Genomic DNA, 17125 nt, shown 5'->3' on the forward strand with positions numbered 1-17125 from the left:
AAAAAAAGACTGTCCATGAAAAAAGTTCATGTGACAGTCTCTTATGGCGTCGTATGGCGGAGAGCGTGGGATTTGAACCCACGATAGAGCGTTCGCCCTATACATGATTTCCAATCATGCTCCTTCAGCCGCTCGGACAGCTCTCCGCGTCTACATACCCTTTGCTGTATCTTCGGGATAAATACGGATATGTAAAATATGGTCGGGGCGACAGGATTTGAACCTGCGACCTCTTAGTCCCGAACCAAGCGCGCTACCAAACTGCGCTACGCCCCGTTGACCCGACTTGTTTATTGTACCATATCCCACAAAAAAGTCAAGAAAATCGGGGCATTCATCCGACTCGGCCGCACCGGTAACATGAATCAAAGGCCCTAGGCCAATTTCTTCTCGCGAATGAAATCAACGACCATGACTGCCGTATCGGCCATCAAGGTTTCGCAGGACACGGGACCGCCATTGGCCGGGCTCTTTAACACACGACAGCACGTCGCTTTGAAGCGGTCGCTCCAAATTTTCTGAAATTCCCGAACGGGCTGATTGATTTCAGCCTTTGTCTTTTCCTCGGGCTGCGTCCGGCCGACGAGACTGCCTAAGACGAGACAGGCTCCGTTCAAGGCCCCGCAGAGACAGCCGGAGCCGGCAACACCGCCGCCGAGGATGGATACCATGCGCAGCGTTTCATCGGGCAGATGCAAAGCCAGGCTGTCATTACAGACCTTGACCACCGTTTCTGCACAGTTATTGCCGGCCTTATGATAGGCCACGGCCAGTGTTCTTATATCTTCCATCGTACGTCCTCCTTGCTCTTTCTTATAGATCTATCTATATTGTACCTGTTTCCCTGCAAGATGGCCAGACTTTGTCGCAGGAACGTCCTCGTCCCCCTGGCCGCCTATAAAAGGGCATAAAAAGAGGATGACGACAAAATGATTTCCACTTTGTCGTCATCCTCTTTATGTTAAGATTACTGAGCTTTGGCAACTTCGACGAGTTTCGTGAAGGCAGCAGCATCATTGACAGCAAGATCTGCCAACATTTTACGGTTTACAATGACACCGGCTTTGGTCAGACCATAGATGAAACGGCTGTAGCTGAGGCCGTTTGCACGGGTAGCTGCGTTGATACGAGCAATCCACAATTTACGGAATTCGCGTTTCTTGGCACGACGGTCACGACGAGCGTAGTAGAGCGCTTTCATGACGCTTTCGTTAGCTTTTTTGAAGAGACGGCTGCGGGTACCGCGATAGCCCTTAGCCATTTTTAAGATTTTTTTATGACGAGCGTGTGCTGTAACGCCAACTTTGATTCTTGCCATTAGTCTATTCCTCCGAGTCTATGTCAAAAAATTTACTGTCTGTAATTAGATGAACGGGCACATCTTGCGAACGACGCCGGTCATGGACTGCGATACGAGTGCAGCTTTTCTCAGGTTACGTTTCCGTTTTGCAGTCTTGCTTTCCAAGATATGGCTCTTGTACGGTTTCATGCGTTTGATCTTACCTGTAGCAGTTGATTTAAAACGTTTTGCCGCGGCACGGCGGGTTTTGATTTTCGGCATAATAATTGTCCTCCTGTTACTTCTTGTTGACAGCAATGACCATGGTCATGTTTCTGCCTTCAATTTTAGGTTCTTTTTCTACATGGGCGGTGTCTTTCAATTCATCAGCGAATCGAACCAGCAAATCACGGCCCAGTTCCGGATGGCTCATTTCACGGCCGCGGAACATGATGGTAACCTTTACTTTGCTGCCTTCACCCAAGAAACGCTGGGCAGCTTTCATTTTAACGTAGAAGTCATGATCTTCGATATTGGGACGAAGCTTTACTTCTTTCAATGTCAAGACCTTCTGTTTTTTCTTAGCTTCCTTTTCGCGCTTCTGCTGTTCATAACGGTACTTTCCGTAATTCATGATACGGCAGACAGGCGGCTTGCCATTCGGTGCGACTTCTACTAAGTCCAAACGCCGTTCTTCCGCAATCTGACGGGCAGAACGAAGAGACATGACACCGAGCTGTTCGTTAGAATCACTGACCACGCGAACTTCACGGGCTCTGATTTGATCGTTGATACGTAATTCCTTACTAATTGTCTTTCACCTCCGAATAAAAAAAGAACGGATAGCATGACTATCCGCTCTACGTTTCCGTCATAGACCCTAGTGACACCATCGTCGTGTAAGGTGAGAAGCGGATAGCTTCTGCTTTATTTTCAACGTTCTATATTATATCAGCACTTTTCGAAACTGTCAAGATTATTTAATCTTAACGAAGCGATATTCCTGTTCCGAACGAGGATATTTTTCCTTGTCGACTTCGCTCATAAAATCTTTCAACGGGCGGGCATAGGTCTTCATCGTATCATGCAGGGCTTTGTAGATAACGAACTTTTCACCCGTTTCCGTGTGTTCGGCAAGCGTAATGATTTCATAAGTATTGTTTTTAAAATGGCGCCACGTTTCATGCGCTTTCGGTAAGTCTCTCATCAGTGACCCTCCTAATATCATAACATTATAAGCTGTGTAGTAATTATACCATAGATCAGCCTTATTTCAATGGTTCGACCGGTGCCGCCGCCATGGTTTTTGCCGGAAGCTCGGCAAGAGATTTCTGAGCCGCCGCCGCGTCGATGCGGGCACTTTCCTGTTCGGCCACATCGATGCCCAGACGCAGTTTCGCTTCCTTCTTAATGGCCTTATAGAGCCCGTTAGGAAAATCGGCAACGGCCGTCGTTACGCCGCGGGGAAAGACGGCTTCCCGTTCGAGGGTATAGCCTTCAGGATAGAGACGGGAGCAGCGGGGATGATACATGTCGACGTACAGCCGGTCGGCAAAGTGACCGCTGACGTTGGTCAGTTCAAAAACATGGATGCGCCCGATCTGTCCGACATTATGAAAAAAGACCATCGATCCTGTCCGCCGCAGGCGCAGGCGCGACAAGTAGACGAACTCTCCACTCGGCCCGTTGACGGGAATGGGATTGGTCACATCATGGCCAAATCGGCCGTAAGCCCCGCTCACCTGATCACAGTCTTCGCCGGCAAGTACTTCTCGGGCAAGTTCCGCTGACAAGGCCTCGTTTTGCAGCTGAGGTGAATTAAAGATCTGCAGGGCACGGTCATAAATCTCTTCGCTCTTCGTGCGCTGCTGCTCTTTAAAAAACGCGTCGAAAAATCCCATCATATTCCTCCTAATATTATCATACAATGGGCCGCAGTCTTAACGGTATATAGGGGAGACTGCCGCCCTTTTCTTTATTATATTCATTATAGAACATTCTTTACGCTCCTGCCAATACTTATCTCACCATTATCTTATTTTATTTTTTAAGTCATACCTTTATTTAAACGTAAAATTTAACATTTTTCGGTTTTGAATAAATAATCATTTTATTCACTTTTTTCTTGATTTATTTTTTCTTGAGAAATGATTATTTTGCCTAATACGCGAAAATATTTTTCCGCTTTTCGCTTGATATTCTCTATTTTATGCGCTTATTTTTGCATTCAAAGCATATTGACCCCCTACAATTGCATTTTTCAGCTATTGATTTTATTTTAATCACGCGTTATTATATTTATAGATAAAGAGATCAAACACCAGCCGGTCATTATCCAGTAACAACTTAAAATATTAGGCTGGCATATTATAAAGAAGAAATGAGGGAGAATCATGAACTTAAGTGCAAACGCAAAAATCATTATTTCCATGGGTGCTTTGCTTTCGTACAGCTTCATTGCACACCTTCTTTAATATGTCCGACTGTAATGCCTGAAAAAGCGACCTCACGTATTGTGGAGTCGCTTTTTTAGTTGCCATTTTCAGTTCTATCATCACCATTTGAGCTTTGTACCCATTCCGGTCTCCGTCCCCCCTTGCCATATATAAAGAATAATATATTACTAACTATCACTAACACAGCCAAAGAACGTCCTCATCACGAAGAGTCTTATAAAGATTATATAAATAACATATCAGCTGATGGAATGCAGGAGAGAGGCAAGTAAGAGACAACGACCAACAAAAAGGCCCTGTGTGAACCATACCCGTAACATGGTTCATACAGGGCCTTTAAAATTCTATCGGGCATTCAGAGCGTCAAGCCAATCAATACGATACAGACAATCACAACGATCAGATCTCTTACGGTCTGCTTATATTCACGATGATTGTAGTAAGACACAGCGGCATGGAAGATTGTCCCGAACATTACATAGCTCACTAAGATACGTATGTTCTCGATGAAGGTTCGCGGATCAATTATATTTATCAGTCCAATGCTTATAATGCCAAAAAGTAACCATGCTATCACGTGTGCATCTACCTGCCTTTCAAAGTTAATATGTGTCATCAAGTCTCTATATAACTATACAGACGTTTTGATGTGCTGTCTAGGTGTGGCGCTGTGATTGTAATGGCTAGTACAATTTAGCGCAGGCCTTGATAGTGCGTATAGGCACGATGAGCCGAATAGAACCGCAAGCGTCAATCGTGTGCAACGGGACAAAGGGCCTACTAAAGATTTTGTCATCCTAATGTGAGGCATGTTTCCTTAAAATGATATGCATGGCGAACTATTCGGGGTGTTCATTCTTCTTTTCGCTGTCTCTTCCTTTATCATGATTATTCGGCACAGCAAAAATCCATTTTGCTCTTGCATTTACTTGTGAAAAAATGTACTATATAGACATGGAGATTGTGAAATTTAGAACTCAAATTCTTCATTTCAACGTAACCCCCAAGGAGCTGCGTAAGCGGCGGCTCCGTCAATCAAGGCTATATACTATATTATTCTATATTTTGTTTCATGTCAGAAAGGATGGTTTTTCTAATGAGAGATGCTGTTATCGTAAGTGCTTGCCGTACGGCCATCGGCAGCTTCAATGGCCAATTCGCAGATATTACCGCTGTAGACCTCGGTATTGCTGCGGTTACTGAAGCAATCAAACGCGCAGGTGTCCCTGTCGATCAGATCGACGAAGTCATCATGGGTCATGTACTCCAAGCCGGTTGCGGTGAAAACACAGCCCGTCAAGTTGCCCTTCATTCGGGTATTCCCCAGGAAGTTCCAGCTTTCACATTAAATAAACTCTGTGGTTCCGGCATGCGTGCCATTTCCTTGGCTTCGCAGCAGATCAAACTCGGCGACGCTGATATCATCGTTGCCGGCGGTATGGAATCCATGTCCAATGCTCCCTACTCCATCGCGAAAGGCCGCCGCGGCTATCGCATGGGTAACGGCGTTCTCGAAGATCTTCTTCTTCGTGACGGCTTGATCTGCACGGAAAACAACTATCATATGGGCGTAACAGCTGAAAACGTATCCAGCCGCTTTGGCGTAACGCGTGAAGACCAGGATAAATTGGCTCTCCGTTCGCAGCAGTACGCTTACAAAGCTCAGCAGGAAGGCAAATTCGACAGCCAGATCGTACCGGTTACGGTTCATAAGAGAAAAGGCGACGTCGTCATCGACAAAGACGAATTCATCCGTCCGGACTGCACCATGGATATGCTCTCGAAACTCCGCCCGGCCTTCATTAAAGACGGCACGGTTACGGCCGGTAACGCTTCCGGCATCAACGACGGCGCAGCTGCTGTCGTCATCATGTCCGCTGACAAAGCCAAAGAACTCGGCATCAAACCGCTGGCTCGCATCATCGATTGGGCTTCGGCTGGCGTAGATCCGGCAATCATGGGTATCGGCCCTGTTCCGGCTGTTCGCAAAGTCATGAAGAAAACGGGCATGACCGTCGATCAGATGGACCTCATCGAATTGAACGAAGCTTTCGCAGCTCAGTCCGTATACTGCTGCCGCGAACTCGGCCTCAACATGGACAAAGTCAACATTCACGGCGGCGCTATCGCTCTCGGCCATCCGATCGGCTGCTCCGGCGCTCGTATCATCGTCACCTTGCTCTACGCTATGGCTGAACCGGAAATCAACGGCCGCTATGGTCTTGCTGCTCTTTGCATCGGCGGCGGCCAGGGCACGGCTGTTATCGTAGAACGCCTGTAAGTTTTTACCCCCCCCTATTCCCTAATAGTAAGCAATCAAATGTATAGACTACGTAATTTTCTGAACGTGGTCTATACATTTCCTTTTGGAGGGTGTATTATATCATTATCTGGTATCATCATTATGATGATGCTTTTCGCGGCGCATTCGCCTCATACCGATGCGTCCCATTTATTTCATACGTAAAAAAATCTCAAGGAGTGATTCCAATGAAAGAAGTAGTTATCGTAAGTGCTTGCCGTACAGCTATCGGTAAATTCGGCGGCGGTTTCAAAGATACCCCGGCTGTTGAATTAGGTGCTGTCGTTATCGCAGAAGCCCTCAAACGTGCCGGCATCGAAGGCAAAGACGTCGACGAAGTCGTCATGGGCAACGTTCTTCAGGCAGCTCAGGGCCAGAACCCGGCTCGTCAGGCTATGATCAAAGCCGGCATGCCCATCGAAGTTCCGGCTCTTACGGTCAATAAAGTCTGCGGTTCCGGTCTTCGCTGCGTATCCTTGGCAGCTCAGATGATCAAAGCCGGTGACGCAGACGTCATCGTAGCCGGCGGTATGGAAAACATGTCCATGGCTCCCTTTGCCGTTCCTAAGGGCCGTTACGGCTACCGTATGGGCAACGGCGTCCTCGTCGACACCATGATCAAAGACGGCTTATGGGATGCTTTCAACGACTACCACATGGGCATCACGGCTGAAAACGTAGCTGAAAAATTCGGTGTTACCCGTGAAGATCAGGACGAAATGGGCGTCCGTTCTCAGGTAAAAGCCTGCGAAGCTATTAAGAGCGGCGCTTTCAAATCCCAGATCGTTCCGGTTACGGTCCATCAGCGTAAAAAAGACGTCGTCATCGACACGGACGAATTCCCGCGTGAAGGCACGACCATGGAAAGCCTGGCTAAATTGAAACCGGCCTTCAAAAAAGGCGGTACCGTAACGGCCGGCAACGCTTCCGGCATCAACGACGGTGCTGCAGCCTTCGTCGTCATGTCGGCTGACAAAGCCAAAGAACTCGGTCTCAAACCGATGGCAAAAATCGTAAGCTATGCATCGGCTGGTGTCGACCCGACCATCATGGGTACCGGTCCGGTTCCTTCGTCCCGCAAAGCCTTGGCGAAAGCCGACCTCGAAGTTAAAGACCTCGACCTTGTCGAAGCCAACGAAGCTTTCGCAGCTCAGGCTGTATACTGCTGCCGCGAACTCGGCTTTGATATGGATAAAGTCAATATCCACGGCGGCGCTATCGCCCTCGGCCATCCGATCGGCGCATCGGGCGCTCGTATCCTCGTAACCTTGCTCTACGGCTTGAAAGAAGTCGGCGGCAAATACGGCTTGGCTACGCTGTGCATCGGCGGCGGCCAGGGTACGGCTTGCATCGTCGAAAACATCGACTAATCACCCTTGTAAAAACTGCAAAGAGTCTCGCACAATGATGGTGCGGGACTCTTTTTTATCGTGCTTTTCAAGACTCTAAAAAAAATATTTTCTGTCTCAAAACGTCCCTTTTCTTATTGACGTCTGCCCCTAATATTGATATACTTATCCAGTCGCAAAGAGGATTCATTTTTACTGGCTTATGGTTCTGAGGCTTGCTCAAAGATGAATCCTCTTTTTTCGTCCTTTTAGAGGCGGACCGCGCCATTTCCATAGGAGAGATTCCCCTCCTCTTTCGGCCCTGATGCAGCCATTCCGATAGGAGGCCCATGACAGATTATGCCTTGCCTTTGAATCTGGATACGTTCAGTGAATTTTTGTTCTTTGAAAAAGAACCTTCGCTTCAAAAGAAAAAAAGTCAGGACAAAAACCATCTCGGACAGCTCTTTACAAAGAGCCTCCCAAAGGCTCAACAGCGCCTCATTTTCTTTGAAAATCCATGTTTTCAACCCCTTGGGAAAGCTGATGAAACCTAGCCTTCCCGGCCCTTATCACGGTATGTAAAATTTTCTATACAGATTTAGAATAATCGACGTCAAAAGGGCCCTAAATACATATAGCAATTTTCAAAAAGCTATTTAATTTTCCCTGCAAAAATGATAGAATTAACTTGCTAAAATTTCTAGCCGTATACGCATTCTAAACGAAAGAAGGACTGATAATGAAAACTACATGTCGTAAAATGTCTGTTGTCCAGCTGACCTTCGTCACTGCTGCCAACATGCTTGGAGCCGGTATCATCATGCTGCCGACCAAGCTTGCCGAAGTCGGTACTATTTCAATCATTTCTTGGATTATTACCTCTTTTGGCTCTTTAGCCCTCGCCATGGCCTTTGCCCGATGTGGCATGTTTACAACGAAGCCGGGCGGTATGGGTGGTTACTCCGAATACGCCTTTGGGCGAATAGGACATTTTATGGCAAATTACGCCTACTCTGTTTCCATCGTAATTGCAAACGTCGCCATTGCCATCACGGCAGTCGGTTACGGCGCCGGTTTCCTTGAGACAACCTTTACGCCGATTCAGACGTGTCTATATACAATCGCTTTATTGTGGATTGCAGCTGCCCTCAACTTCAGCGGTTCCCGGTATTCGGGCAAGCTGAGTGCCATCACCATCTGGGGCGCTATTATTCCGGTTCTCGGTATTTCTATCATCGGCTGGCACTGGTTCAGCCCGGCAACCTGGCTCGCATCGTGGAATCCCAATGACCTGGGTCTCGGCGATGCCGTCGGAAATTCGATTGCCCTTACGTTGTGGTCTTTCTTGGGACTTGAATCGGCAGCCGTCAACATGGACGCCGTGGAAAACCCGAAAAAATCCGTCCCCATTGCGACCTTCGTCAGCACCATCAGCGTCGCTGTCATCTACGTCGCTTCGACGAATGTCATCGCCGGAATCGTTCCCAATGCCGAAATCCTGGCATCGAGCGCACCTTTCGGACTGGCCTTTTCCTACATGCTCGGCGATACGGCCGGCAAGGTAGTCATGGGCCTGATGGTATTCTCCTGCGCAGGCTCTCTCCTGTCGTGGCAGTTCACCCTGGCCCGCGTCTTCAAGACCAGCGCCCAGCGCGGCTTGTTCCCCAAGATTTTTGCCAAAGTCACCAGCGCCGATGTCCCCGTCAAGGGCATGCTCTGCATCTTAGGCATGCAAAGCGTCCTCGCTTTGATGACTATCAGCCCGACCTTGGCCGCCCAATTCGAACTCTTGGCGAACCTGGCCGTCGTCACCAACGTCATCCCCTATATCCTTTGCGCCGGGGCCTTGACGACAATCCTTACTAAGGAAAACATTCCCAATAAAGTCTGCAATCGAAATACTTCGATTTTCTTAGCAGGCGTATCGATTATCTACTGCGTATACGCATTGACAACGACCGATGCGACGACCTTCCTCAGCGGCAGCTTCGCCGCCTTCCTGGGCTGGCTCGTCTACGTCGTCCGCTTCACAATTATGAAGCAGACCATCGTCGAAATTAAATGAACAGATCAAAAAGGAGACCCCTTCAGGAGGCCTCCTTTTTTTACAGCCTTTCCAAAAAACCGACCGTAAACAGAACCACAGGTTACACCATGTCGAAAACACCGACGGCAGCAGCCCTGCTCAATCATGGAAAGGCTTACCTATCAGATAGGAGTATTCACTATGGACATGACCTTAACATTATGTACCGTCGATGACTTGGATGAACTTCGTAAATTATCGATTCAAACGTATTACGAAACTTTTGCAGCCGTGAATACGGCGAAAAATATGGAAGAATATTTGAACCGGGCCTTTGACCGGGAAAAGCTTCGCCGGGAATTGGAAAATAATCATTCAAAGTTCTTCATCCTGCGCTGCCACGAAAAGGCAGCCGCTTACCTGAAGGTAAACGAAGCCCCGTCACAGACGGATATCAATGACCCGGAGTCCTTAGAGATTGAAAGGATCTATGTATCCGGAGAATTTCAAGGACAAGGCCTGGGACGCTATTTGATGGAGCAAGCCATTGCCATGGCCCTGACACAAAAGAAAAGATACGTCTGGCTCGGCGTTTGGGAGCATAATGAAAAAGCCCTTCAATTCTACAAAGCCAATGGATTTTATAAAATCAGCACACACCACTTTGTCATGGGAGATGATGTGCAGACAGACGATCTCATGAGAAAAGATTTAGACCAAGCCCACTAAGAATCTGTCAAGGCGTCGTAATCGATTTTTGGGCCGCAAAAACCCTCATGATCAAAGGAACGTTTGCTCATGAGGGTTCTCTTTATAAGGGCGCTGCGACGACTCATGTCCCACCGGGTCGTCACACTGTAAGGATTTTTAGGTTGGAAAACATCTTATGGAGGCGCTCCGCTTCAAAAGGAAGGTATTCGGCAATGGTAAAACCGACAATATCGGAGCAGTCCTGGATCGTTTGGAGGATCTCTGACAGTTTTTCAAGAGTCATTTTTCCGCCGCCGGAGCCATCGCCGACGAGGTCGGGATTGGCAAAATAGGTAGCATGGAAAAACCGTTCATCCAGCACATCGATGTCGAAATGGACCAGGACATGGTCGAATCTTCCGGCAAAGGCTCGGATCTCTTGATCAGTGACAAATTCCTCGGTCTGGATTTTATACCTTACGTCCATGTCATCCAAAAAATTTTGCTGATAATCATGTAAGTCCTGAAGACCGATATACAAGAGGTCCTTCGGATTGAAGGCCGGCGACTTCATCAAATAGGACAAGGCGGCATCGCCCTTCCCCAGAAGGGCCCCCAGCACCATGGCATGGGCATTGGGGTAGCCGTCTTTTGTCGTGGATACGTCGGGATGGGCATCGATCCAGATAAGGCCAAGATTTCCGTACTTTCCATGCAAATAGTCAAACGGAGCCTGAGACACCATGCAGTTCCCGCCGATGGTGATGATTTTATCGGGCTGTGCGTCTTCGATTTTACCCATGGCGTCGACAATCCCGCTTACAACTGCTTCTTTCCCATAGATACCGTCGGTTACCTTTTTTTCTTCGCCTGTCGGCGGAAGGATGTTCACCCGTATCAGGGGCTGGTTTTCATTTTCCGGCAAAATATGAGCCATCAGGTTAGCGCCAAAATAATAGGTCTCCAATCCGCCGCTCACATAGTCCGGGTACAATAGTCTGATTGTTTTCACGTGGCTGCACCTCCTAATAAAAATTTGTATCCAATTATATCATAATGTAGATTTATTTTCCATCCGTTTCCTCTATCGGCGTATCAAAAAAATCCCCATGAGATTACACACAGCTCTCTCATGAGGATTATCTTATATGGAGTTGTTTCAGGATAAGGTTTCAACGACGACATTGCGAAGAGCCACACAGCCGATGATGACCAACGACGACAACAGAAAAGGCGTCACGAAGACTAAGGGATTATTCTGCAAAATCGGCATGGCCTTGAAGATATATCCGAGGACCTGCATATCGCTATTGAACAAGAGATTTTGGACCATGACCCACAGGAGGACCATGACGACGATGGAAAGGAGATGGACGATCTTCTCTTTTCGGCTGTAGCCGTAACGCTTATAGGGGAAGAAATAAAAGGCAAAGGTGGCGATGACGAAGATGCTGATGGCAAAGAAGCAAAAGCCCATGATAGCCATAATACCGATGAAGAGGCTCACTGAGGCCGACTCATCGCTGAAGGCCGGAAAGAGGAACATCCCCAGGACGGCACAAGGAAGGGGCAGGCTGAATAAGATGGGGTCAAGGAACTGGGAATACCAGTATAGCCGCAGCCGAGCATGCCAAAAATCAACCCCTTTCGCAGCCCCGTACTGAGCCGCAATGGTCAAAAGCATCCACAAGGTGAACAGGAATACCATTCCCCAATAGGAGTGCCAAAGAGACGATCCGATCAGACCGTTTAAGAGGCCCACGGCGACGATGAGGGCAACGGCACCGCCGTAGAAAGTCGCCCCGGCAGAGGCATAGTCATCGTATCGTCCCGCCTTACGACGGCGATAACCAAGCCACAAGGGGACGGCAAAGGACAGGATAAAAAAGACGAGGATCGACGCGGCGGCAATATAAGGCTTTCCCGACGCAAAGGCTCCGAAGGGAAGCGGCAGGATGCCGCAGGCCGCCCAAAGAACAGCCCTGAGCCAGTCGTACCCCTTCTGTTTCCATTCAACACGCATCATCCCACCGCCTTTCGACCCGGCATCAAAGAAGACAGCCCATAGGATACGAGCATGACCAGGCTCATTTCAGCATACATGGCAAGAATAAAGACGATATCACGACCGAAGGTCGGCCATTCCCAAAAGGGCGCCGCCTTCCAGTAACTGCCCAGATAGACCTTGACGGCCACTTTAAGGGCCAGCATGAAGAGCCAGACCAAGACGACGACCCAGCGGCGAATACGGCCCCTTTCCCGGCCAAAAACGGCATCTTGAGCTCCGACGTAGGCCGTAGGAACGACGAGAGACAGGAAAAGATAACTGACGACGGCCACAATAGCACTGGAACCACTGTGAATCGTATAGGCTCCAATGGGAATGAGGACGATAAAAATACACATGAAAACAGACTGCCGCAAAATATCGCGCCACCAACTCATTTATGCAAGACCTCCTAAAACAATGCAAACGAAATCACTTTAGTATACCATATCCCCAAAGGAAAGAAAAGTTTGCGCAAACAAGGGCTTTGTGTAATAATAATAGTTAGTAAGCACTTTGTTAGCACCTATAGAGAAAGGGCACGATATGACAAAAAATTTTCAATCTCTCGGCCTGACGTCGGACCTTTCCGAGCTTCTCCACAAGCAGGGAATCGACGAACCGACGGCCGTTCAATCACAAGCCATCCCGGCCCTGTTCAAAGGCCGGGATATACTGGCTCAGGCTCAAACCGGTACAGGTAAGACCCTGGCCTTCCTCTTGCCGTCGCTGCAGCAGATCCGGACCGAAGTCCACGCCGAGCAGGTCCTCATCTTGGCGCCGACGCGCGAATTGGCCCGCCAAATCGCTGACGTAGCCGCGACCTTGGCCCCGTCCCTTGATGTCGACGTCTTAAGCCTCATCGGCGGCAAGACCATCGAAAACCAGCTCCAAAAACTCCATCGCCATCCGCAGGTCATCATCGGTACACCGGGACGGCTCCTCGACCACTGCCGCCGCAACTCCCTTGACCTCAGCGGGGTCCGCCGGGTCATCGTCGACGAAGCCGACCAGATGCTGCAGTCGGGGTTCCTCGAAGACGTCGATACCCTCATCGGCCTGACGCCGAAACGCCGGCAGCTCCTATTTTTCTCGGCAACCGTCCCCGATAAGATCAAGGGCCTTGCCAAAAAACACATGCAGAATCCCCTGGTCCTGAAGATTCTCGAAGGCGATACCATTGCCCTTGAAAATATCGAACAGCGGATCTACATGATGACGGAAGAGCAGAAGCTGCCGAAATTATGCCAGATGCTGACCGAGATGAATCCCTACCTTGCCATCGTCTTCTGCAATACCAAGGAGCGGACGTCCCTCTTAGCGGGCAAACTGATTGCCAAAGGCTTCAACATTGGCGAACTCCACGGCGATATGTCCCAAGGCCGACGCAACCAGGTCCTGCGCGACTTTGCCAAGGCCAAGACCCAGATTCTGGTCGCTACCGACATCGCCGCCCGCGGCATCGATATCGAGGGCATTACCCACGTCTTTAACTTCGACGTCCCTCACGACGTCGACTACTACATCCACCGCATCGGCCGCACAGGCCGGGCCGGCAGCGACGGCCTGTCCATCATGTTCGCCACCGGAGCCGATGTCGATTGGGTCCGCCGGATTGAACACAACATCCAGGCCACGATCACCAAGTACACCCTGACGGGACAAGTCAAAGTAAAAGCCAGCAGCACCCCGCCGAAGCGGCAGAAGACTTATCGCGACAAGTTACCGGCCAGCACCTATCAAACAACTCGAAACAAGCGCCACAAACAGCGCCATAAGGGCGGAGACAACCTCCGCCGCCGCTAATGAACGGGAGGTTTATTATGAAACGTTATCTTGCTATTGTTCTCATGTTAGTTACCCTTTTGACTGCCGGATGTTCGACGGCCGTGCCGACGGACTCCCAGCAAAAAGAACAGACCCAAACGCAGCAGCAGTCGAAGGATACGAAATCCAATCAGGATACGAAGAGCCAGACTGAATCGAAAGAAAAGGCGGTCGCCACCTTGCCGACCATCGGCGATACGCAAAAAGCCTGGGAAGACGAATGGGGCCACCCCTATTCCCAGGGTGATACGATTCGCGTCTTCCATAACGGCCGCTACCAGGTCGTCTTTGAAAACGGCCGGGCCGTTACGGTTACCATTGCCTTAAAAGATGGCGAAGACCTGAATATCAGCGACCTCTTGCCGGAAGATGCCCAGAAACAGTCATCGTCTTCGAAAAATGTTGGCGGTACGACCATGACCGTCCAAAAATGGCACAGCGATACGCTGGAAAAAGCCTTCTCCTCGACGAAGGGCAATTTCACGGTTATGAAACAAGCAGACACGATCATCATCGACTGCACGCCGAACCTGAGAAAGTAAAACGAAACAGATTCTATACAAAGCCGGAGCCTTGTGAACATCAGATTCACAAGGCTCCGGCTTTATGCTTTCGACTTGTCGTCAAAATACCTTAGATTTCCCCTACATATTCTTTTCTTTCGTTTTCATTACGGATGCGGAAACTGGCCGTTGCCGCCATAGCGGCCAAGCAGAAGTTGACCAGCCAAAGGGGCGAGTAGCCCCAGCCGATATCTACGAAAAGGCCGCCGAGATAGGCGCTGAAAAAGGCGCCTATCTGGTGCCCGATCAAGGTAAATCCATACAAGACAGCCATGTTTTTCGAGCCGAACTTTTTACTGATGATGCCCGACGTCGGCGGCACCGTCGCATCTCCTGAGAGCCCCAGTAAGGCCGTGGCGGCAAAGGCAAAGGCCACCGATTTGGGAAGAAGCAGAAAGGCCAGGGAAATCCCGACCCGCACAGCATAGACTCCGGCCAGAACGTTCTTCATCTTGAAAGCCGCTCCGAGAAAGCCCGTCCCGGCGGCACCGATCATGGTGGCGATACCGTAGACGGTCAGTGTCAGCGACGCCGTGCTGCCGTCGATGCCATAGGACAGATACTGTGAAAATAGATGGCTTTCAATGATGGACATGTTAAAGCCGCAGGTCGCAAAGCCTATGACGATTAAGCGATAGTCCCGGTCTTTTAGGGCAAATTTCAGCAGGGGAATGAGGAACACTTTCGAAGTCCCCTTCCCTTCGTGAACGGCCTCTTCTCGTTGAGTTTCCTTTTTACCGACAGAGTGCATCCAGACGGCAATGGGAATCATCAGTAAAAAGGGAACGGTCAAAGCCCTCATGGCAAAGGCGATATCAAAGGTTGAAATGGCCAGATTCAAAGCCGGAGACATGAAGGCGTCGCCAATGCCGGCACTGGCCTGAACGAGTCCTGAGACGACAGCCGCCCGTTTCTCTCCCAACATCGGCGTAATGGCCCCCATGATGATGCCAAAGCAGAGGCCCGTCGTGCCAAAGGGCAGGATGAGGCCAAAAAATAAGACCAGCGTCCAAGGTCTCGTACATAAGGGCGTCGCCGCCAAGCCGACGACGGTAAAAAGAATCCCTACCAGAATGACGAAGACCGGAGATCGTCTCAAGGCCAGGATGCCGAGAAAGGGCTGGGCCAGTCCATAGACCAGGGCGCCTACGCCGATAGCAAAGCTGATGGTCACGTAGTCGATGCCCGTATAGGGAATGAGTCCGGTCATCATGATGCCGTAATTGTCGTGGACGCCTTGCATCACGCCGTGGACGATGCAGGCGGCGATGACCAGGACGACGCTCTGAAGCAGTGAGCCGGGTTTCTGTAAGGTCGGTGTTGTTTTTAACATAATCATAAGACTCCCTCATTGACAGTTTGATTTTTCTCTGTTAGTATAGCATCAACAAACGCTTAAATAAAATCGATGTTTTTAATTTTATACTTCATTTATTTCGAACTATAGAGAGGTAACTATGGACTTAAAATATTTGCAGACCTTCAAGACCATCGTGGAAGAAGGCGGCTTTACCAAGGCGGCGGAAAAACTCAACTACACCCAATCGACGATTACCTTCCAAGTCGGACAGTTGGAGCAGGAACTATCCGTCAAACTCTTTGAACGGATGGGACGGCGGATGCAGCTGACCAAGGCCGGCGAACAGCTGTATCCCTATGTGACCGACGTCCTCACGTCCGTCGCAAAGCTCCGTTGCTTTGAGAATGATTTGTCGGAATATAAGGGTATCTTACGGGTCGGCGTCGGCGAAACTCTGCTCTGTTACAAACTGTCGCCGGTCCTAAAAAGATTTCATGACCTGGCCCCCAATACCCGGCTTTTTCTGCAGTCCATGAATTGCTACGACATCCGCAACGAACTCCTGGACGGAACCTTGGATCTCGGCGTATTTTACGAAAACGTCGGCGGCTTTGGTGACAATCTGGCCGTCGCGTCTTTTGGAAGTTACCCCATGACCTTAGTAGCTTCACCCGACATAAAAGAAGAATATCCCGATTTTATCACGCCCAAGCAGAACATTCCCCTACCGCTGATCATCAACGAACCGACCTGCGTCTTTCGTCAAATCTTCGAGCAGTACCTGCAGCGAAAATCCATCGTCCTCGACCATACCATCGAATTGTGGAGCATTCCGACCATTAAAAATCTGGTGAAAAGCAGCGTCGGCATATCCTACCTGCCGACCTTTGCCGTCGAAGAAGATGTAAAGCGCGGCGAACTGGCAGAAATCAAGACGGAACTGACCGACGCCCGCATTTCAGCCGCCTGCGGGTATAACCGCAAGAAATGGATCAGTCCGGCCATGGAATTATTTACTCGTCTGATAAAAGATACCTTTTCATAAAGAAATTTTCGCCGCTTTGTCCCCCTACGTGTCCCCGGCTTACGGGGCGGCTGCGGTAAGCGGGACCGTTTCAGTAAAAAAACGAAGAGCTTTTTTTCGAAAATACATTGACAAGTTCCTCTTTTTTTGTTATTATATATAAGTCGTCAGGAACGACAAGATATGACTCGGTAGCTCAGCTGGATAGAGTGACTGACTACGAATCAGTAGGTCTAGGGTTCGAATCCCTACCGGGTCACCACAGAAAAAAGCTCACACA

General features: G+C 49.4%; 18 protein-coding genes and 3 tRNA genes. 9 read left to right on the forward strand and 12 right to left on the reverse strand.

The window, feature by feature from the left end; translation table 11 throughout:
- Positions 1–54: 54 nt before the first annotated feature.
- The 8 genes from TX77_RS08620 to TX77_RS08655 all read right to left on the reverse strand — a co-directional run bounded on the left by TX77_RS08620 (position 55) and on the right by TX77_RS08655 (position 3180).
- Positions 55–146: transfer RNA gene (locus TX77_RS08620), tRNA-Ser, on the reverse strand.
- Between the two features lie 53 nt (positions 147–199).
- A tRNA-Pro gene (locus tag TX77_RS08625) sits at positions 200–276 on the reverse strand.
- Between the two features lie 98 nt (positions 277–374).
- The gene (locus TX77_RS08630) at positions 375–791 is read right to left on the reverse strand and encodes a C-GCAxxG-C-C family protein (protein ID WP_044504396.1); all 417 of its coding nucleotides are present in this window, start codon (positions 789–791) and stop codon (positions 375–377) included.
- A gap of 176 nt (positions 792–967) precedes the next feature.
- Positions 968–1318: a 50S ribosomal protein L20 gene (gene rplT, locus TX77_RS08635; RefSeq protein ID WP_044504397.1), complete on the reverse strand. Its 351-nt coding sequence runs from the start codon at positions 1316–1318 to the stop codon at positions 968–970.
- A gap of 45 nt (positions 1319–1363) precedes the next feature.
- Positions 1364–1561: a 50S ribosomal protein L35 gene (gene rpmI, locus TX77_RS08640; protein ID WP_044504398.1), complete on the reverse strand. Its 198-nt coding sequence runs from the start codon at positions 1559–1561 to the stop codon at positions 1364–1366.
- A gap of 16 nt (positions 1562–1577) precedes the next feature.
- Complete coding sequence (infC, locus tag TX77_RS08645) at positions 1578–2090, reverse strand: translation initiation factor IF-3 (RefSeq protein ID WP_071822351.1); 513 nt, start codon at positions 2088–2090, stop codon at positions 1578–1580.
- Positions 2091–2255: 165 nt separating this feature from the next.
- A complete protein-coding gene (locus tag TX77_RS08650) occupies positions 2256–2486 on the reverse strand; it encodes a DUF1653 domain-containing protein (RefSeq protein ID WP_044504400.1) in 231 nt (76 codons plus the stop codon).
- 61 nt (positions 2487–2547) lie between these two features.
- Positions 2548–3180: a hypothetical protein gene (locus tag TX77_RS08655; protein ID WP_044504401.1), complete on the reverse strand. Its 633-nt coding sequence runs from the start codon at positions 3178–3180 to the stop codon at positions 2548–2550.
- Positions 3181–4831: 1651 nt separating this feature from the next.
- On the opposite strand from TX77_RS08655, the gene TX77_RS08670 reads away from it, so the two are divergent.
- The 5 genes from TX77_RS08670 (at position 4832) to TX77_RS08695 (ending at position 10123) form a co-directional block, all read left to right on the forward strand.
- Complete coding sequence (locus tag TX77_RS08670) at positions 4832–6016, forward strand: acetyl-CoA C-acetyltransferase (protein ID WP_044504405.1); 1185 nt, start codon at positions 4832–4834, stop codon at positions 6014–6016.
- Between the two features lie 209 nt (positions 6017–6225).
- Positions 6226–7407: an acetyl-CoA C-acetyltransferase gene (locus TX77_RS08675; RefSeq protein WP_044504406.1), complete on the forward strand. Its 1182-nt coding sequence runs from the start codon at positions 6226–6228 to the stop codon at positions 7405–7407.
- A gap of 308 nt (positions 7408–7715) precedes the next feature.
- Positions 7716–7922 carry a hypothetical protein gene (locus TX77_RS08685; protein WP_044504408.1) on the forward strand — a complete coding sequence of 69 codons (207 nt, stop codon included), beginning with the start codon at positions 7716–7718 and terminating at the stop codon, positions 7920–7922.
- A gap of 185 nt (positions 7923–8107) precedes the next feature.
- Complete coding sequence (gene potE / locus TX77_RS08690) at positions 8108–9433, forward strand: putrescine-ornithine antiporter (protein ID WP_044504410.1); 1326 nt, start codon at positions 8108–8110, stop codon at positions 9431–9433.
- Positions 9434–9595: 162 nt separating this feature from the next.
- Entirely contained in the window at positions 9596–10123 is a 528-nt protein-coding gene (locus tag TX77_RS08695) for a GNAT family N-acetyltransferase (protein ID WP_049917333.1), read from the forward strand.
- A gap of 121 nt (positions 10124–10244) precedes the next feature.
- On the opposite strand, the gene TX77_RS08700 is transcribed toward TX77_RS08695, so the two are convergent.
- The 3 genes from TX77_RS08700 to TX77_RS08710 form a co-directional block, all read right to left on the reverse strand.
- Positions 10245–11096 (reverse strand): arginase family protein, encoded by an 852-nt coding sequence (locus TX77_RS08700; protein ID WP_049917334.1) that lies wholly within the window; start codon positions 11094–11096, stop codon positions 10245–10247.
- A gap of 147 nt (positions 11097–11243) precedes the next feature.
- On the reverse strand, positions 11244–12107 hold the full coding sequence (locus TX77_RS08705) for a hypothetical protein (protein WP_044504411.1): 864 nt from the start codon (positions 12105–12107) through the stop codon (positions 11244–11246).
- Entirely contained in the window at positions 12107–12529 is a 423-nt protein-coding gene (locus TX77_RS08710; RefSeq protein WP_044504412.1) for a hypothetical protein, read from the reverse strand. The genes TX77_RS08705 and TX77_RS08710 overlap by 1 nt, the downstream gene beginning before the upstream one ends.
- A gap of 148 nt (positions 12530–12677) precedes the next feature.
- On the opposite strand from TX77_RS08710, the gene TX77_RS08715 reads away from it, so the two are divergent.
- Complete coding sequence (locus tag TX77_RS08715; RefSeq protein WP_044504414.1) at positions 12678–13937, forward strand: DEAD/DEAH box helicase; 1260 nt, start codon at positions 12678–12680, stop codon at positions 13935–13937.
- Positions 13938–13954: 17 nt separating this feature from the next.
- A complete protein-coding gene (locus TX77_RS08720) occupies positions 13955–14500 on the forward strand; it encodes a hypothetical protein (RefSeq protein ID WP_044504415.1) in 546 nt (181 codons plus the stop codon).
- 91 nt (positions 14501–14591) lie between these two features.
- Here TX77_RS08720 and TX77_RS08725 read toward each other — a convergent pair whose 3' ends face one another.
- The gene (locus tag TX77_RS08725) at positions 14592–15860 is read right to left on the reverse strand and encodes an MFS transporter (protein WP_230198093.1); all 1269 of its coding nucleotides are present in this window, start codon (positions 15858–15860) and stop codon (positions 14592–14594) included.
- A gap of 118 nt (positions 15861–15978) precedes the next feature.
- On the opposite strand from TX77_RS08725, the gene TX77_RS08730 reads away from it, so the two are divergent.
- Both TX77_RS08730 and TX77_RS08735 read left to right on the forward strand, forming a co-directional pair.
- Positions 15979–16866 carry a LysR family transcriptional regulator gene (locus TX77_RS08730; RefSeq protein ID WP_044504416.1) on the forward strand — a complete coding sequence of 296 codons (888 nt, stop codon included), beginning with the start codon at positions 15979–15981 and terminating at the stop codon, positions 16864–16866.
- Between the two features lie 164 nt (positions 16867–17030).
- Positions 17031–17107, forward strand: a tRNA-Arg gene (locus tag TX77_RS08735).
- The last annotated feature ends 18 nt before the right edge of the window (positions 17108–17125 follow it).

This window comes from Megasphaera massiliensis (assembly GCF_000455225.1).
Taxonomy (GTDB): Bacteria; Bacillota; Negativicutes; order Veillonellales; family Megasphaeraceae; genus Megasphaera; species Megasphaera massiliensis.

What these genes read in the sequence shown, in the direction of transcription:
- TX77_RS08630 (WP_044504396.1), bottom strand. Translation starts at nt 791, where the DNA reads ATGGAAGATATAAGAACACTGGCCGTGGCCTATCATAAGGCCGGCAAT.
- rplT (WP_044504397.1), bottom strand. Translation starts at nt 1,318, where the DNA reads ATGGCAAGAATCAAAGTTGGCGTTACAGCACACGCTCGTCATAAAAAA.
- rpmI (WP_044504398.1), bottom strand. Translation starts at nt 1,561, where the DNA reads ATGCCGAAAATCAAAACCCGCCGTGCCGCGGCAAAACGTTTTAAATCA.
- TX77_RS08650 (WP_044504400.1), bottom strand. Translation starts at nt 2,486, where the DNA reads ATGAGAGACTTACCGAAAGCGCATGAAACGTGGCGCCATTTTAAAAAC.
- TX77_RS08655 (WP_044504401.1), bottom strand. Translation starts at nt 3,180, where the DNA reads ATGGGATTTTTCGACGCGTTTTTTAAAGAGCAGCAGCGCACGAAGAGC.
- TX77_RS08670 (WP_044504405.1), top strand. Translation starts at nt 4,832, where the DNA reads ATGAGAGATGCTGTTATCGTAAGTGCTTGCCGTACGGCCATCGGCAGC.
- TX77_RS08675 (WP_044504406.1), top strand. Translation starts at nt 6,226, where the DNA reads ATGAAAGAAGTAGTTATCGTAAGTGCTTGCCGTACAGCTATCGGTAAA.
- TX77_RS08685 (WP_044504408.1), top strand. Translation starts at nt 7,716, where the DNA reads ATGACAGATTATGCCTTGCCTTTGAATCTGGATACGTTCAGTGAATTT.
- potE (WP_044504410.1), top strand. Translation starts at nt 8,108, where the DNA reads ATGAAAACTACATGTCGTAAAATGTCTGTTGTCCAGCTGACCTTCGTC.
- TX77_RS08695 (WP_049917333.1), top strand. Translation starts at nt 9,596, where the DNA reads ATGGACATGACCTTAACATTATGTACCGTCGATGACTTGGATGAACTT.
- TX77_RS08705 (WP_044504411.1), bottom strand. Translation starts at nt 12,107, where the DNA reads ATGCGTGTTGAATGGAAACAGAAGGGGTACGACTGGCTCAGGGCTGTT.
- TX77_RS08710 (WP_044504412.1), bottom strand. Translation starts at nt 12,529, where the DNA reads ATGAGTTGGTGGCGCGATATTTTGCGGCAGTCTGTTTTCATGTGTATT.
- TX77_RS08715 (WP_044504414.1), top strand. Translation starts at nt 12,678, where the DNA reads ATGACAAAAAATTTTCAATCTCTCGGCCTGACGTCGGACCTTTCCGAG.
- TX77_RS08720 (WP_044504415.1), top strand. Translation starts at nt 13,955, where the DNA reads ATGAAACGTTATCTTGCTATTGTTCTCATGTTAGTTACCCTTTTGACT.
- TX77_RS08725 (WP_230198093.1), bottom strand. Translation starts at nt 15,860, where the DNA reads ATGATTATGTTAAAAACAACACCGACCTTACAGAAACCCGGCTCACTG.
- TX77_RS08730 (WP_044504416.1), top strand. Translation starts at nt 15,979, where the DNA reads ATGGACTTAAAATATTTGCAGACCTTCAAGACCATCGTGGAAGAAGGC.